Source organism: Paenibacillus provencensis (assembly GCF_042678545.1).
In the GTDB taxonomy this organism is placed as follows: Bacteria; Bacillota; Bacilli; order Paenibacillales; family Paenibacillaceae; genus Paenibacillus; species Paenibacillus provencensis.
On sequence record NZ_JBHTKX010000004.1, the window covers coordinates 77,732 to 94,823 of the forward strand.

The following is a 17,092-nucleotide window of genomic DNA, read 5'->3' on the forward strand; positions in this document are numbered from 1 at the left end:
CGGGGATACCCCGGCAGGGATTTTTATGAAAAATGCTCATTAGCAACTAATATAAAAAGGTCATCTATAGATAGATCAGAACCCTGTATCAGATCCAGTGCTACATTTTCACCCAAATAGTTGGCCAAAGCACTGAACTTAAACCGATCTTCAGGCGTAGAATACTTGAGCAGTACATCCTTTGCAGTCTGAGCTGGAAACAGCTCAATAACCTCTGCCTTCGGCTTAACTGTCTCCTTCTTTTTCCGTTCATCAACGGATGGCCGTGAATCTCTCAGCAGATCCGGGCAAGTTCTCGGATATTTTCCTTCCAAATTCCCTTTCCGGATGAGCTCCTCTTCCAGCTCCCGGCGTTCAGGTATGATCATATCAACCCATATCATGCCTTGAGCTTCAGCAGCAGTATACAGCACGTCTCTGCGGCCGTCTGAAAGAGTTCTCGAAGTGGTTAGGTACTCAGGACCCAAATACATTGCCCCCTTCCATTCGTAGCCTGTTGGCCGGTAAAAATCAGTTTTACTGTAAACATAGGTATAACTCTGGAAGCGATTTAAAACGCGTTCAACGTCTTGTACAAGTGGCCCATCAGTCCAAGCAACATGAATAGAGTCATAACTAGTAGAAAACTTGAACTTGATGCCAGGAAAAACAATCTTCAGGGCTTCGCTGACATGTTTCTTTGCATCCTTCCCACTAATATTGAACATCTCTTGCACTGTACTCATTCAAACCATCTCCTTTTATAAATTGACCTCGACCGTTAGGTGAAAGCAGATTTGACCTAGTAGCTCGATCCCTTTTGCCTACCGCATGGGACCGGCCCCGAAAGGGCGTTTTTTCGCCTTTTGACGCGAAGCTTGGGAACAAGGGGATAGAAGCAAGATCAAGGGTTTCAGCCTAAAAGTTTTTTCATCTGAAGCTCTAATCCAAATAAAGAAAAAAGTTTTAGGCCCCTTGAACAGGCTGCTCAGCGACTTAGCTTTCAGGAGGTGGAGTGGCTAAAGCCAGAGGCTCGGCCTCCTGGAAGGTTAGTCGCTTTGCCCTTGTTACCATGCGGAAGGCAAAAGGCGTAAAAACGCAGCACAAAAAAAAAGAACCGGCATCTGCCGGTTCTCTCCTCTTCCCTCTTTCATCTTGCCATCTATTTTCTTTTGAGAATCTATTAGGGTGTTAGCTCCGTGGCGGGTGTGAAGCGACAGACAGGAACCTAGAGCGCCTTGGCCGGGAAGTTCTTCCCCGGCTTAGGCCCTCTGGTTATCGGGTGGAGTAACCCGACAGCGGTGCGTACAGGCCCTTGAGCGGCGTTCTCAGCCGCTTTAGAGCCTGTAGCATTAGCCCACATAAAGCTTTAAGCCCTTAAAAACGAAAAAAAGACCTTCTCGAAAGAAGATCTTGGATGAAGCTATTCTATTAGAGCTCAAGCCCTGATTGTTGAGACATCTGCTGCTGATTCGTATGCCTATATGTGTTCTGCATATCTCTTTTTAGAATATCGTTATGGACACTTGTAATCTGCTTTGTCGTTTCTTTCACGGCACGATCCAAAGCACGAACAATAGAAGTTAGAGAAGATACATTCTGCTGAATGCCCTGAATTTCACTTGGAGATGGTGATTTGGCTTTCATCTCCATCACTTCTCCATTCACGATCTGTCTCTTCTCTTCCAAAATGAGCAGCTCTTTCTTATTCGGTTGAGTAATCTTTTCTTTCATATTTTTGGCCTGTTTTGCTTCAATCTTTTGATTTAACTCCTTTAACTCGCCTTCTAATTTCTCTAACTTCTTAAAATTATGTAAAGGTTGCTCTGCTGAATGAAGTTCCTGGCGTCGTTGCTGCAGCTCCTTGGAGAGCGTATCCCGATTCGCTTCAAGATCTTTCTTCACTTCACCTAACGATTTACTCCATTCTTTCATTACTGACTTTACCCACGGCTCCATTTCATTCGGCGGAGCCTGATATGTAGTTTTGCCTCGGTTTACTTCAGCCTGCAGCTGATAGACATGCGTATTATCAAAAATAAAGGAACGATCTGCTAAACGCATAGCTTGTGGTAAATTCTGTTGAGAAGTAACGTACCGGCGAATAATATCCTCTGCAGGAATATCATGGCCACCTTTTTCTACGCGATTTTTAACACGTAACAAATGCATGTCAACGTTTTTCAAGCCTACATAATACAGATCCACTTGAAAGCCAGCATTCTTGGCCATTTCCATTTGCCGTAACACATTTTTACCGCCCAAAGTTGTCTCTATGGAGAAATCGCGACCATTGGAGATACAATCCCTTACTCTCTTCACTGCTTCCCTACCAGCTGCAATATTCGAGATATTCATATCCTTTGCAATGGCATCTGCATCAATGGTTTCAATTCCTTTATTTTTATGGTCCAGAATTCGAGTTAAGTGTGATTTGCCGGCACCATTTGTTCCGGCAAATACGGTCATGGTAGGACTACTCTCCGGAGTAAGGAGTCTCTGTAAACGTTCCATCTCCATTGCGTTGCACCTCCATTTTACGTCCGTCCGGATACTCCTGGATAATTTTATCGCCAATCATATAACTAAAAGGAAGTCCAAGATCCCGTGCTTCTTGTTGAGCTAACTCGGCTGCTTTTCGACCGATCTCATTCCACTCTTCAGGTGTGTAATTGTGTCTAGCCATCTATCACCTCTCCCTTCGTTTAACAACTAATTATTACGAACAAATATAAGAACGTATGTACTTCAATTATACCACAAAACCTTATAAATACTAACTTTTTACCGCTTGAACCGGGACGGGACAAGTGGCTTTGTTTTAAGGTCTTCAATCCTTTGAGAAGCATTTTGAGCATCATCGAATAGGCATCGATCGGCCGCAGCATGGCCACCATATAATCCGAAGGTACCGCCCGTAGCGGTACCAGCTATTAGGCATTTATCTTGAACAAAAGTGTGCGAAATTGATTCGGACGTGGCTATACGTTATGAAGCTCTCGCATCTAGCGCCGCACATACAGCGACTACTAATAGTAAGAGTGTCACAATCCACTTCATACATCGATATTACAGCCATGTAATACCTATACAACCATCGAAATAAGAAGCCCGTGAAAAAGAGTTGTAATTACTTCAATCTTTTTCTCTTTACTTACTATAGACATCTTAAGGAGGATATTTGAAATGAAATTGAACAATAAAAGGTTATTGAGTTGCTGTTTTCTAGCTTGCGTAGTGTTTGGTTTTCAGGACGCTCATCCTGATCTGATGGCTGGGCTTACTTCTGTAGCTGCGATCTTTCCTGTAATAGAGATTCTCATAAAAAAAGAAGATTCCGAAGGCGATAAGCCTTCGGAATCGGACAAACACTCCATATAAAAGCAGCTGGGAGCAGGCAGGGGGAAATACCTACTCCCTTCTCGCAATGATAACCGTTATACCACGATGAATCTAGTGAGAAAAGTACGGAAAATTGGTACCGTCATCTATTAGAAATACCTGGTATCTTGTATAATTGAATTTAGCGGTAGGGCTTGCAGTGTAAGCCTTGAGGTAAAAATTAATGTACAAGATAATGGACAAAGCAAAGAATTGGATATCAACCAAAATAGCCCCCATCCGAACTGTTACCAAGCAGATCATCAAATGGGTGGCTATTCTCGGGCCTGTCTTTTACGGCCTATACTGGGGTATCCGATTGTTTGCGCTACTACTAGGATTCCCATTGTAAGATAAAGAAGTCTCGGCAGGATAAGCAAGTCCAACCACTTATAGAGCTTTACTTGGCGGTCAAGCTCTATCTTAAGAAACCGCTAAAAATACGATCGCTGCACTGCAAGCTAGGAATGCCCCTGCCGGGGCTTTTTTACTTTACTTATTCTATACATAACCTAATTCATTCATACTTAACAAAAAGAGCCCTTCATTTGGCGGTCAGGGCTCTTTTCGCGAGGTAAAAACTAATATAAAGATAACGGGATTTCCCGGTGATACCTAAATTATCATGCCTGTATTACTGTATTACTGTATTGCTGTATATACAGGTTATATACTACATATTTTAGAACTGCTATTGCCTATAGTCAATGAAAAATAACTGAATTCGTTATTTTTCCTCTCTTAAGGAAGAACCTTTAATGAACCAAGTTATACAGCTCTGATTCTGTAGCATCTTCCAAAACCTCGGCGATCCCCTCTACCTGTTGCTTCAAATAAAGAAGCATCGACACACGTTTTTTAATGATCTTCTCTTCATGATCTGTGCAAGTAAAGAGTAAATTCAAAACATCCCAGTTGTTGCATACGATAATGTTTTCCCTTTCAAGCGTTATGTATTGTAGCCTTTCACAGTCATTCTTATATGATTTTAAAAACATTTGACGGACGGGTCCCTCCTCAGACAACTTAAAGTTGTATTGAAACTCACCTGAGACGATACCTCTTCTTGATTTACATGTCACCATATTATTTAAGAGATTAACAACAATCTCATTATCACTAGAATCCAAACAAGTAATAATCAGCTCATCATCATTGATATATGAAGAGGTATCCCGTAAAACCCTACCATAAGCCTTCTTCTGGCCCCGATGGATAAGCCCTTCCTCTTCCTGGATCCGTTCGATTTCCTCTAACAGAACCTCCCTTAACAGTAAGGAGGGCAGGTTATGCTCTATTCGCTGATCGATAATAGCGCATAATAGGTTGACCTTCAGGTTTTCAAAATGTCTGGCCACCATGGTTACATACATTTGATTCATAGATGCTCACTCTCCTATTATTTTTAAATTGCTAATTGTATGCAGGCAGCTCCGGGGTCAAGTTATTCCCACAACAACAAGTACATTCTTTATCTCGAAAAGCACCTGTCTTTAGCCCATCCTGTACTCCTTTTCACTTGATTGAAATAGAATTAAAGAGCGATAATATCTGCTCTATCCCTTTTGCCTTCTGCATGGGACAGGACCCGAAAGGGCGTTTTTTCGCCTTTTGACGCGTAGCTTGGAAACAGGGGAATAGCAGCATGATCAAGGGTCTCAGCCTAAAAGTTTTTTCGACAGCAGCTGTTCACAATAAGAAAAAAATTTTAGGCCCCTTGAATAGGCTGCTCAGCGACTTGGCTTCCAGGAGGTGGAGTGGCCAAAGCCGGAGGCTCGGCCTCCTGGAAGGTTAGTCGCTTTAACCTTGTTACCATGCGGAAGGCAAAAGCGTAAAAACGCAGCACAAAAAAAGAACCGGCAGCTGCCGGTTCTCTCCTCTTCCCTCTCTATTTGTCTTTTCATCATTTTTCCTTTGAAAATCTTTTACGGTTTTGGCTCCGTGGCGCGGTGTAAAGCGACAGACAGGAACCTAGAGCGCCTTGGCCGGGATGCTTTCCCCCGGCTTAGGCGCTCTCGTTATCGGCTGGAGTAACCCGACAGCGGTGCGTACCGGCTCTTATGTGGCGTTCTTGGTCACATTAGAGCCGGTAGCATCAGCCCGCTGTGAGGTTCTTATTGCAGATCTGATACCTCAAGTTGAGCAGTGTTCGGCCAGTAACGGCACCATTTAATTCGAAAGCTCGCTGACAAGCGATATAATCTTTGGCACAAATTGATTGGTCAATTTTTATTAGATATCTTGAATAACCTTCCGATAAATATAATTACGTCCTATATTTCAGAGAAATTAATGTTGATGGAATTAAAGGAGAAAATACATAAGTAAGGTGGCTTAAACCGATGAAATTATCACTCAGAAGATCGAGGAAATGGCTGATTCTACCTGCGGCAATGTTGATCGCTACAGTCTTATGGGCCCCCGATGTACAGGCAGCTAATGTACAGCAGCTGACGGAGCAAAGAACAAAACAGGATGTCTTGAATAAATGGGAACAATACAAGCCCATGGAAACAGGCACAACCTACATGCCGGCTGACCAAATTTACTCAGAATCCCCAAGCGTCACGGCTCCCTTCAAAGCAGGCAGGATAAAATCTGAATATGTTGAGGACGGTATTCGAGCTGTTAATTTTGTAAGGTACCTGGCTGGGTTGCCAGATGACGTTACAGCAAACTATTCACTGACAGAGCAGCAACAGGCGGCTGCAATGGTTATCGCAGCAAATAAACAACTAACTCATTATCCAAGCAAGCCTGCAGGTATAGACGAAGCGTTATATGCCTCAGGTAAAGATGGAGCAAGAACCAGCAACCTATACTCCGGAGGCCCAACTTTTTATAACAACGTGCTAGGTTATATGGCTGACAGAGACGCATCAAATACCGACCGTGTAGGACACCGCAGATGGATCATCAATCCAGAGATGAAACAAACCATGTTCGGCATGGCACATGCAACTAACAACGTTGCCTACGCATCGATGTACGCATTTGACAAAAGCCGTCCAAAGTCCGAAGTTCAGTATGATTACATAGCTTGGCCGTCTGCAGGTTACTTTCCTGAAGAAGTCTTCAGAACAATCGATCCATGGTCTGTATCCCTGAATCCAGAGAAGTATGACAGAAAAAAAACCGACCAGATTCAAGTGAAGCTAACCCGAGTGAGGGACGGGAAAGTTTGGAGCTTTGATGAGAACGACAAGGATAAATCCGGCAAGTATTTTAATGTGAATACAGGAGCATATGGGGTTTCTTTCGCTGTTGTTTTCAGACCTGATGGAATAGAGGATTTTGCGATGGATGATGCCTTTGACGTTGAGATTACAGGTCTTTATACCGTTGGAGGAAGTCCAACGGAGGTTGAATTCACGACAACGTTTTTTAAGCTAATGCCTACTTTATTAGCTCGCTATGATATCGAACTTAAAAAAGGAGAGACTCTTCAAATGGGCCTCCATGAAGGCTTCCAGAACAGTGGAAATACCTTTGAAAGCGGAGATGACCGCATTGTTAAGATTGATTCAACTGGTAAAGTCACAGCTGTAGGTAAGGGTTCAACATGGATTTCTGCTAATAATTACTTAGGAATGAGAAGTATTGTCTATATTCAAGTAGAAGATGGTCCGGAAGAAGAAAAAGTAAGTAACTGGGCTCAGGCGGATTACATACAGGCAAAAGCAAACGGACTTATTGGATGGCCGTTTGACCGATCTTATCAGCGGTCGATCAACAGAATGGAATTCACAGAGATGGCAGTACATATGATCGAAACGGCGCTTGGTCGTGATCTATATACTGACGTATTAGGGGTCAAGTCCCCTTTCAACGATATAGATGATTGGAACATCACATGGGCAAACCAGAACGGCATCATTAACGGTACATCACCGAATACATTCTCTCCAACAGCAACGATTACTAGAGAACAAGCAGCCACCCTTATCCTAAAGGTATATAAAAAAACAAATGAGCTGAAGGGCACAACCGGGTCTGCTGCTGGATCTACTTCAACTTCATTGTTCGCGGACGATACCAAAATCTCACCTTGGGCCAAGGAAGAGGTATATCAGGCAGTAAACCTCTCCTTAATGAACGGCATGGCCAAGAATCAGTTCAACCCTAAAGGTGAGCTTACTTTCGAACAAACTTATGTACTTTTGTTAAACTGCTTTGAAATGCTGATGGAAAAGTAATAAACAAGGTTTAAAAGGATGGCGATAGCCATCCTCTTTTATTTTGAGAAGGTTTTGATTTTAGCTGCTCAAAGAGCAGCGTTCGGCCGGTAACGGCCACCATATAATCCGAAAGCTCGCCGACAGGCGAGGTATCCATTAGGCGCAAAAAAGCGTATTGCCATTACGCGCAATACGCCTACTTCTAACATTCAGCAGTCGCTGATTGTTCTTCATCACTATAAATAAGGTGAACATTATTTAGCTTCAGAGCTTGGAAGACCTGATTCAATACTTCCGTGTTCACGTTCTGACCGGCCTCAATTTTAGAAATTCGAGCTTGGGTCGTATTGGCCATTTCAGCTAATTTCGTTTGGCTGATTCTTAACTGAATTCTTCTGGCGAGAACCAAGTTTCCGATCTTAACCGAAAAGCTGTCCAGGTACTCCCGGGCTCCCGGGAGTTCCCTTACTGACTTTTTCAGCGCTTCAAAATCCTTACCTAGGTTATCTAAGTTATATTCTTTATTCATTCTGTTCAATCCCTTCTATACTATTTATGTTTATGAAATGTTCCGGATCTTGAACAAATTTTGAGTAGATAGCTGAGGTATCTCTTACAATCTGATTAAATTCTTTTGAATACGTTGACTGTTTGATCACCGCCTTAGCCATGACCAAAATCTGTACGTTTTTTATGTAATGGACAAAGAATACAATGCGGAACGCACCAACTTCTCGGTAGTTAATTCTAAACTCAATCAGTGGCTCCTTCGACAGCGTTTTAATCAAGCGAATCGTGTACGGGTCACCATTCTCTAATGTATCCGTAAAAAAGAAATCCTCCGCATGCGGATATCCATGGTGCTGAAGAAATTCAAGACCTCTCATAATTAACAAAACCATTTGGTGCATGCCCGAATGAGTTTCGGCTTTATCTCTAAGTTCACTAATTAAATCAAATACTTGCCTTTTTCCGTCTTTTGGATCTTTTAGGAATTCAATCTTCGTTCTCATTATATCAGATCTGATATAAGGTGTAAAGATAACCTTATATCATCCTCCTCCCTGTTCTGTACTTTTATTTGTTGTTTAGCTGAACTGCTTTCCATCGATGGCATTTTCAGTCTGACAATTATCACAGTAACCGTAGATAACTTCTTCCTCTTGCGGATTATCAAATCGAGATGCTGTTACACTCTTTTGCTGATTGTCATTAGATCCGCTCCTTATGATGATTTTGCTGGCACCCTTTTGCCTGCCGCATGGGATCGGGTCCCGAAAGGGCGTTTTTTCGCCTTTTGACGCGTAGCTTGGGAACAAGGGGCATAGCGGCATGATCAAGGGTCCCAGCCTAAAAGTTTTTTCATCTGCAGCTTTATTAGATGAAGAAAAAAGTTTTAGGCCCCTTGAACATGGCGCTCAGCGACTTAGCTTCCAGGAGGCGGAGGGGCGCAGCCGGAGGCTCGGCCTCCTGGAAGGTTAGTCGCTTTGCCCTTGTTACCATGCGGAAGGCAAAAGGCGTAAAAACGAAGTCCAACAAAAAGAACCGGCGGTTGCCGGTTCTCTCCTTTACCATGTTCCTTTATATTGTTTTGGCTCCGTGGCGCGGTGTTAAGCGACAGACAGGAACGTAGAGCGCCTTGGCCGGGATGCTTTTCCCCCGGCTTAGGCGCTCTCGTTATCGGCTGGAGTAACCCGACAGCGGTGCGTAGCAGCTCTTGGGTGGCGTTCTTGGCCACATTAGAGCTGCTAGCATCAGCCCAATTCATCCTGTTTGCCTCTTTTTTTCTGCTGACTGGAAATATTTCTAGTGTTAAACTGTTACTTATAGGAAAAAATTTGATTTTAGGGTTTGCTAGAGAAGCACCTATGAACGACATAGAGGTAAAAGAAAAACAATTCATAAAGACAATTCTTTTCCTTTGCGGCATACCCTGTGATTTGCTATAATCGCAAATGCGTTATTATTTTGGGGTGTTTACGCTCAACAATATATTGGGATAACATTGTAATGGACCAAATAAATATTGTCTTCAAAACTGTATGAAGTATCTCTTGCTTCCCTTGGAAGAACCATAAGGGGCGATAGTATATAAATGATATTTGAACTTGTTTTTAATTCCTACATCCTAGAGATACTTCCAGACCTACTTACTTACATTGACTACAAACCGATTGGTATCATCGCTGCTATATCATTCGTTTTGATCGGCATAACCATAGGATTACTCGAAATAGCTAAGCGATGGACCGAGCTTAAAAACAAGACCAAATAAAAAAGAATCACTGCTCGCTTGCCGGCTCCGCAGTGATTCCTTTACTAGAGACTTGCTTTACCTAAAAATATAATCTTCGGGTAAGCAAGAGATACTTGATATAGTTTACATTGTAACACTAACAATTTAACGGGCACAAGAATTAATGCAACCCGCCCTTCTTAACTTTTTGCAATTTTGATTTAATGAGCCTTTGACTTGCTATACAGAAAAGTAGAGCGCCTAAATCCGGAGGTTTTATTCCAAGTTTAGGCGCCTACTTTATCGGCTATGTAACGTTAATGTATTAGTAATCCTTTAAATGCTTGAAAACCAGAACTAGAATAGCAAGTCCGGATAGACTCGCGCTTATCGCAACTAATGTTGGATCTACGAAATTTACAACCATCGTTGTCAAAAAGTAATTATTCGAAGTTGCATTAAAGCTATTTACCAAAATCATGGTGAATGCTGGATAAATTGCAAATAACACAGCAATAGCTGCCAAAATAATTTTACCTTTTATAGATAGCATCTTACACACCTCCCTTCAAATTTCTTTAATTCTTCAGCTCGGAAAGGAACATAATCCACTCAAACATAGAATCATGTTCTTTTTGCACATACACACTGCGCTCCATCTCATACTCTACTCGAATCACAGCTTTCGAATCAAGCGGTCCATGTAGCTCATCCGAGTACTGCCACCGGAAGTAGTGAGCTTCCGGATCAGAGTAGTCATATGTAATCTCACCCGTATATACTTCATGCAGCTGCTCAATAACCTGAAGTGCGTCTAATTTATTCATAAGTTCTGTCATAATTAGCTCCTTTAAGCTGTTATTTGGTATTGTGTAGAAGCTCCTAGCACATACTTGGCGAGAATAAATTCCATCCATTCGTTCAACCACACGTCAAACTCTTGTCTATATTGCTTCTGCAGCTCAACGTATTCCGGAAACACCTCTGTCAGTGGTCGTCTGCTGTAATGAAGGTAGGGTATGCCTCGCATGATCTTTTTCCCAGAGCTCTGAACCTCTCGAAGTTTGTTGTCAAAATAACAAGCCTTCAAGAAAGAAAATGGTTCGGTCTCTATAATCTCTTCCCAGTCCATCCCGATCTCTCGCTCACTAGAACAATGAAATGGACACAAATAGCAGCGCGAACGTCTCATAGGGAAGCCATTCTCTTCAAGAAATCGAATACTCTCTTCCGTGGTGATATGCTCCTCAACTAATGGATACGCAAGCCGCATATATTTAAATTGATATGATTGATAGGTATTGATTCTTCGGATCTCGTCATAGCTGAAGCCGATATCAATCACAAATCCGATGTGATCTGGCATCTTTTGCCGACCACCTAGTCCAAGACTTCTAAGTACCATCTGCCGTGCTTCTTGTTGTACAGGGACAATCTTAAAATCTACCGTGCATTGTCTCGGCATCATTCCGCCAGGAATGCTCTCCCCAGTTTCTGGATCGATGTGATTACAATACACTGGCATCTGAAACCGCTGATAATCTGTATGAATGTAACGCATCAGCATCTCCTCAAGCCCACGTTCCATGCTCTTATGGTTCGTGATAATGAAAGGTGTTGTATTGCCATACGCCTTCTGCCTGTTCTGCCACCATTCTTGTAACTTTTATTTTATTTTGTCGGTAAAATAATGTGCTCAGCCTAGAAATTTCACATAATTTCTGTCGGTTTCTTTATTTTATAATGTCGTTTTTTGTACCTTAATCTAAAGTTGAAGAATCCAACGTCTCAACAACGAATGAAAACTCATTTTAAAGATCATCTAGCGTTATTACGTGAACGTTTGTATTTGACTTCAATAACTAAACGGTTAATTCTTGATTTGCACTTATACTTACCGATTCTAATAACTCATTCTGTCTTGCATATTTTTTGTAATCATAAACACAAAGCAGCTTTCTATAATTCGTTGTCTTTTTATTGTCTGGATAATCTCTTAGGTAATCTTCAACGCCACTAAGATCAATCCTATCATATATAATTCCTAAGATAATTGCCGATAATTTTTTGGTTTGCGGTATGTTCTCATCCTCTAAGATGCTATGTATGGATTGATGTTCTACTGCAAAGTCTACGGTGTTTTCTATTATGTTTTGAATTTTCTTTTTTTGATTATTTTTTAATCCTTCAGCAGATTCCAAGGATGTTTGAATTAGATTAAATCCGAATATGGGGAAGTGTTGAGAACTTTGTATTTTATGTTTGTCTATTAAAGCTAATAACTGATGGTTTGATTCATCAATTATACTAAAATAGTTTTCCATAAGTTCCGATGTTGTTTGGAACTCGTACTTAATTGTTCTGAATGATCCAATGGCTAATATCTTCTCTCCATTTCTTAGTTTATCTATATCCTCTGTGATGGTAACTTCAATATTCCCTCCTGAGTAAATCTCTTTCACTACTGATTGAACCTTACGGATATCCATAGCCGAGATAGGTAAATTCAGATTAGCGAGATGCTTATAAATCTCTAAAAAATTATCAGTTTTTATTTTATTTATACGGAGAGTAGCAAAACCATCCATGTCGATATCATGGGCAACAACTTCTGTATTCTGTGAATCTCTTTCATATTCAACAAGTAAGAAGTTTTGTCTTATTTTTTCAGCTTCTGGGGTGTTGGGATTAATATACGTGAAGATTGTTTTTAAAATACTCTTAATATTGTTATCGCCAATATTATAGCCTATAAAAATAATAGGATTATGAATAAACAACGATAAGAGCTGTGCTCGAATCAACTCGTATTTTTCCTCAAAAATACTATAGTCGTCTTTAGTGATAATTATTTTACCTGAATCATCAACACAACCATGTATTTTATATACTGAACCGTATGGATTACTTAATAATATATCGTTCCCGATCAAAGGTTTGAATTCAAATACATCTTCAATGAAACTATCATAATTAGTTGTAATTACTGAACCAATATTCTTACGTACTTTTTTTAACTCGTTTATTTCTTCCAGTAGGCATTCCCTAATTTGATATTCCTTTAAAAGTTTGGAGATGTACAATTTAAATCGACTTATATTGATTGAACTTTTCATATTCTCATAAAATTGATCATTTATTTCCTTCAGGGCTCCATCTCTATCATCCATCAAGTTTTTATTGAAAACTGTTTCTAACTCCTTGGCAATGTTAGGGTAATCGAAAATTCCGTTACTTTCGTGTCTTGATTTAATATCATAATAAAATTCGTCTGATCCTTTAATAATTCTGGAGATATTTGACAGCAAACCATCCCAGGTGTAGGAATTTTCTAAGTATCTCAGACTCATTCCTGTGCCAACAAAGAGTACTGGATGATTAGTAAAGTTAGAGATGAATTGACCTATATTCATGGTAATCACCATTCCTTGTATAGTTAATTGGTAATAATTTCACTTACATTGAGTCTATCATTAACTAGATCCAAGGAACAGATAAATTAAACACATGGATTTTTACGTATTTACACTCATGCGTTGATACTTGCTACACTCGTGACAGCAAAAGTCCCTTGAAGTTGAAATAGTGATAGCATGTATAATAGAACAAATTTCTATAACGTCTATCTCAACCCTCAGTATATTTCCTCCTCAATTCTAAGAATACTTCTTTAACCCTTGGATGTGTTTGAATGTACTTTTTAGACACCTCACTAGCTTCAATAACACGTACCATGGACGGATATTCTCCATGGGTTGTTATAATTTCAAATGCTTCTTTGATACGTTTAATTCGCTCATCTTCAATGGAACGGAACTTATTTAATTTTTGTGCTGCCTTTTCTTTCAAAACATATTCAACCACTTCAGGATGGTACTTTAATAAAGTTCTTCGATAAGTATTCATATTTCGGTATAACCGATACTCGGATATGACTTCACCAACTCTATTCTTTTCCTCTATATATCCCTTTGCTAAATTCATCAAAGTTTCCCTGTCAGGTAATTGATCTTTATACTTATTTTCACGATTATTTTTTCTATCGTTTCTAATCAACCCATGATTGGCATAAAGATACATCTGTACTTCCTTATTATAAAGATAGTAAAAGTATTCTCTCATCCCCCATCCATAAGCTTGCATTAGAGGTACTACGTTTCTACAGCGTGTTTTTTTAAAATAATCGACTGGAACGCGAACAGGATTTATCGGAATATTGTCGACTTTATCAAGAAGGCCTTGAACAGAAAAATAAACACTATATTTCACAACCTTCAACTTAGAAAAATTAAGAATATTCATTATCTTCATCTCCGAATACCCCTCTTTGAATATAGTCAATATGTTATTCCAGGCCCATATGTAAGATTCACCGATTTCACAATATTCCTCGTTTGGTTTTCGCCCATATTTCACATAACAACTAGTACACATAGAAACTTTAAAATATTTTTCGGTTTCCCATGAAAGAGGTTTTGCTCGTACCATAGTGTTACTTGTGTTATAAGAATTACACCAAGGAGATTGACAAATTGGTATTTCCGAATGCCAATGCTTATGTTGATTGAGTTGTTTTACTGAGGAAATGAACCTTATTGGTACTTCATTTTCAAATAAATCAGAAAATTCTAACCCTGATTTATTTATAACGTTCATTATTAAATGCAAAGTTGGTTTATACTCTTTTTCTCCTTTCATAAATGACGATAATCTCCACTTACCACTAGGTGTTAAAAACTTCACATCTGTAGATACATACCTTTCCTGGTTATCTGAACAGAAGTATAAGAGCATTAGTGCAATATCTTCGCTTTTGGAAATACTCTTATTCAATTTAGGTTTGAACTCGTTATTTAGCAAACTACCCCAGAGATCATATAATCTTGATTGTTCACTTGATAAAACGATACTTTTTAAGTTGATATGATTACATTTCGAGAGCTTTTCTTTGCATAAGTAACATTCTCTTTCTATTAAAGATGGGCTAAGATATGGCTGATCCTGTTGACAAGAGGGGCACTTACTGGTCAATTCAATTCCATGATTCAAACAAACTTTGATATCACTAATCTGCCAGAAAAGCATATACGCATTTTTTTCTTTCAAGCACAAAGGACAAAATCGGCGATATGATGTATCTAACATTTGATAATAGAAATCCAAGTAGGAGTGTGATAATTGTTGTTCTTCATCCAAAAACAATTCAGTAATAGGGCCAAATGAACAACTTTTAAATTCTTTTCTATCTATCCCAAGTAACTGACTCAATTTATTTAAATCTGTTACAAATTTCGGATTATAATCTAAATGAAAACCCTTACTTCTTTTGATATCGGCAATATCGAGAAACGTAAGGTATGGAATTTTGTTTCTTACTGCAGTTCGCATTAAGAATGCTGTCAATGATTCCCCCTCGTAAGGTCGTGTTTTAATGGTTAATGTACCATCCATAAAGGGTCACCTCTCTTAACTAAATAAATGACGTACAGCAAAAAAACTTGTATATAATGAACTCTACCAGTCCATTATATACAAGTTCTTCCATCATGCGATAACTCTATTCTTTTTTCCCTTATGAAAGTATTCACTTCTGGAGCATAACCACAAAGATAACTCTGACTAAGATTTAGACGTTCATAAATCACTCTCATTTCCATATCAATTTCCCATTCTTCATGGAAAAACGCTTCTATTCGCTTCATCCATACCTCAATCTTTTTTCTACGTTGAAGCATCTTTTGTGTATATTTCATCTCCTTAATATATTCATGAAGTCCCCACTTTTTCAGGGTTTCTACAGTAATTCCTAAGGCTTCAGATATTTCACGATTAGTAATCTTCACATCACTCTGCATGAACTGTTTACAAATTTCAGCCAATTTATGCTTAATATCCTTTTTGTACTTACGGTGAGGTTGGTTATTCTTTTTCATTATTAGCGCTTGTATGACACGAGTATGATACCTGTAAACTGAGTAATGCTCTTCATTCTCCCAACAAGGCCACTTTACAATGTTTGATATTCTTTCTCCAGCTTTCAGTGCACTTACGAAACCAGAAACAAGTTCTTCATCATATTTATATCTGCTAGCACTGATTAATCCTCTACCGGTTAAATAAGCCGAAATCCTCAGACTTTGCTTTATGGATAAGCCCGTGATAGATGCGATCTCTCTCTTTGAAAGGTTGGATATATCCTTGTCCTCAAGTTGAAGATATCCCTTTATAAAGTATGAACGCTCTATCAATGCTTCTTCATGAATTGCGTACTCACAACCACATTCATAACAACACATGTAACTTTTTAATCTTTGTTCTCCCTTATGCTTTACATTGGTACCTGTAAATTGCAGAGAACCAGCTTGCAGATAAGAATTGCACCAAGGAGCTTGACAAAGGTATCTGGTACTGTTTCGTAATTCATTGCCATTTAGAATAAGTTCTTTGAACTTCTGAGGTACATCAATCCGTATAAATTCCGCGAAAGAAAGTCTAACCTCACATAAGAAACGGATAATTGTGTTTAAATGGATAGATCGTTTATATTTCATGCTGTCACGTGCAAACTGTAATAAGTAACTTTTCCGAATTCCGATTTGTTCATAAGTCTTATCTGATAGTCCTTTTTTTGATAATACATAAAGGATTCTCATCGCTACATCTTTACTGTCCAAATTGTATAACTTATTTGATAGTAGTTCCTTTAAAATATCACGTTTACGTGACTCTTCTGATAATTCAATTAAATCAATATCCTCTGAGGTTCCACACGGACTGGCCATTTTACTTTTACAGTATGGACAATAGCCAATTTGGCCAATAGAACTATAATTTATTGATCTCTGGCAGGATTCGCATATAGATTTCAATTGAATACGGTGTTTAAAACAGAAATTAATGGTTTCTACTCTCCACAGTAAAGAATAGTAGTCACCCTCACTTAAACACGCAGGACAATAGTGCAAATTTTTACGAATCATGCCTTTCATAAATCGGCTATTTTCTGGCCGTCCTTCACCCTTGAATTTCATCAATATATTTCGAAAGCTCAATTGGCGTAGCGAGCCTTTCTCCAGACAAAGATGTTTTTCAATCAACCCAATATCAAGAACATTGAAAGGATAAAAATCCAAACGTGAAATATCAGATATCTTTATAAGATCTGAGTTACTGCTCCTGTAATTATTCATAAACCAATGAATACTTGCCCCGTTACTACGTGCTGCACGTATTATAAAACTACTCAAAGATTCTTCCTCTCGAGGCGTGACTTTCACAGACAAACTAGGTAAGATTTCTGTAGTCAAGGGGTACCTCC

At 39.4% G+C, this 17,092-nt stretch carries 17 protein-coding genes; 3 read left to right on the forward strand and 14 right to left on the reverse strand.

The genetic code is table 11. From position 1 onward, the window contains the following. Positions 1-23 precede the first annotated feature (23 nt). The 4 genes from ACFQ3J_RS20960 to ACFQ3J_RS20975 form a co-directional block, all read right to left on the reverse strand. Positions 24-725, reverse strand: coding sequence for an LPD29 domain-containing protein (locus ACFQ3J_RS20960; RefSeq protein WP_379293884.1), 702 nt, complete (start codon positions 723-725; stop codon positions 24-26). 482 nt (positions 726-1,207) lie between these two features. Continuing rightward, positions 1,208-1,342: a hypothetical protein gene (locus ACFQ3J_RS20965; protein WP_379293886.1), complete on the reverse strand. Its 135-nt coding sequence runs from the start codon at positions 1,340-1,342 to the stop codon at positions 1,208-1,210. Between the two features lie 68 nt (positions 1,343-1,410). After that, a complete protein-coding gene (locus tag ACFQ3J_RS20970; protein ID WP_379293888.1) occupies positions 1,411-2,499 on the reverse strand; it encodes a zeta toxin family protein in 1,089 nt (362 codons plus the stop codon). Continuing rightward, entirely contained in the window at positions 2,456-2,665 is a 210-nt protein-coding gene (locus ACFQ3J_RS20975) for a hypothetical protein (RefSeq protein ID WP_379293890.1), read from the reverse strand. Before ACFQ3J_RS20975 ends, ACFQ3J_RS20970 begins: the two co-directional genes overlap by 44 nt. 500 nt (positions 2,666-3,165) lie before the next feature. On the opposite strand from ACFQ3J_RS20975, the gene ACFQ3J_RS20980 reads away from it, so the two are divergent. After that, positions 3,166-3,360 carry a hypothetical protein gene (locus ACFQ3J_RS20980; RefSeq protein ID WP_379293892.1) on the forward strand — a complete coding sequence of 65 codons (195 nt, stop codon included), beginning with the start codon at positions 3,166-3,168 and terminating at the stop codon, positions 3,358-3,360. A 755-nt stretch (positions 3,361-4,115) separates the two neighbouring features. Here ACFQ3J_RS20980 and ACFQ3J_RS20985 read toward each other — a convergent pair. Beyond that, entirely contained in the window at positions 4,116-4,742 is a 627-nt protein-coding gene (locus ACFQ3J_RS20985; protein WP_379293894.1) for a hypothetical protein, read from the reverse strand. Between the two features lie 599 nt (positions 4,743-5,341). Here ACFQ3J_RS20985 and ACFQ3J_RS20990 point away from each other — a divergent pair. Further along, positions 5,342-5,533, forward strand: a complete 192-nt coding sequence (locus tag ACFQ3J_RS20990; RefSeq protein WP_379293896.1) for a hypothetical protein — start codon at positions 5,342-5,344, stop codon at positions 5,531-5,533. A gap of 169 nt (positions 5,534-5,702) precedes the next feature. Further along, complete coding sequence (locus tag ACFQ3J_RS20995) at positions 5,703-7,556, forward strand: S-layer homology domain-containing protein (protein WP_379293898.1); 1,854 nt, start codon at positions 5,703-5,705, stop codon at positions 7,554-7,556. A 184-nt stretch (positions 7,557-7,740) separates the two neighbouring features. Here ACFQ3J_RS20995 and ACFQ3J_RS21000 read toward each other — a convergent pair whose 3' ends face one another. The 9 genes from ACFQ3J_RS21000 to ACFQ3J_RS21040 form a co-directional block, all read right to left on the reverse strand. Continuing rightward, the gene (locus ACFQ3J_RS21000; protein ID WP_379293900.1) at positions 7,741-8,067 is read right to left on the reverse strand and encodes a helix-turn-helix domain-containing protein; all 327 of its coding nucleotides are present in this window, start codon (positions 8,065-8,067) and stop codon (positions 7,741-7,743) included. After that, on the reverse strand, positions 8,060-8,551 hold the full coding sequence (locus ACFQ3J_RS21005) for a hypothetical protein (RefSeq protein WP_379293902.1): 492 nt from the start codon (positions 8,549-8,551) through the stop codon (positions 8,060-8,062). The genes ACFQ3J_RS21000 and ACFQ3J_RS21005 overlap by 8 nt, the downstream gene beginning before the upstream one ends. A gap of 413 nt (positions 8,552-8,964) precedes the next feature. Further along, complete coding sequence (locus tag ACFQ3J_RS21010) at positions 8,965-9,306, reverse strand: hypothetical protein (protein ID WP_379293904.1); 342 nt, start codon at positions 9,304-9,306, stop codon at positions 8,965-8,967. Between the two features lie 793 nt (positions 9,307-10,099). Continuing rightward, positions 10,100-10,327 (reverse strand): hypothetical protein, encoded by a 228-nt coding sequence (locus ACFQ3J_RS21015; RefSeq protein ID WP_379293906.1) that lies wholly within the window; start codon positions 10,325-10,327, stop codon positions 10,100-10,102. Between the two features lie 25 nt (positions 10,328-10,352). Then, positions 10,353-10,613, reverse strand: a complete 261-nt coding sequence (locus tag ACFQ3J_RS21020; protein WP_379293908.1) for a hypothetical protein — start codon at positions 10,611-10,613, stop codon at positions 10,353-10,355. An 11-nt stretch (positions 10,614-10,624) separates the two neighbouring features. Beyond that, the gene (locus ACFQ3J_RS21025; protein ID WP_379293910.1) at positions 10,625-11,335 is read right to left on the reverse strand and encodes a hypothetical protein; all 711 of its coding nucleotides are present in this window, start codon (positions 11,333-11,335) and stop codon (positions 10,625-10,627) included. Between the two features lie 301 nt (positions 11,336-11,636). After that, entirely contained in the window at positions 11,637-13,187 is a 1,551-nt protein-coding gene (locus ACFQ3J_RS21030) for an SIR2 family protein (protein WP_379293912.1), read from the reverse strand. 214 nt (positions 13,188-13,401) lie between these two features. Continuing rightward, the gene (locus ACFQ3J_RS21035; RefSeq protein ID WP_379293914.1) at positions 13,402-15,225 is read right to left on the reverse strand and encodes a TniQ family protein; all 1,824 of its coding nucleotides are present in this window, start codon (positions 15,223-15,225) and stop codon (positions 13,402-13,404) included. A 74-nt stretch (positions 15,226-15,299) separates the two neighbouring features. Further along, positions 15,300-17,081, reverse strand: a complete 1,782-nt coding sequence (locus ACFQ3J_RS21040) for a TniQ family protein (RefSeq protein ID WP_379293916.1) — start codon at positions 17,079-17,081, stop codon at positions 15,300-15,302. Between the last annotated feature and the right edge of the window lie 11 nt (positions 17,082-17,092).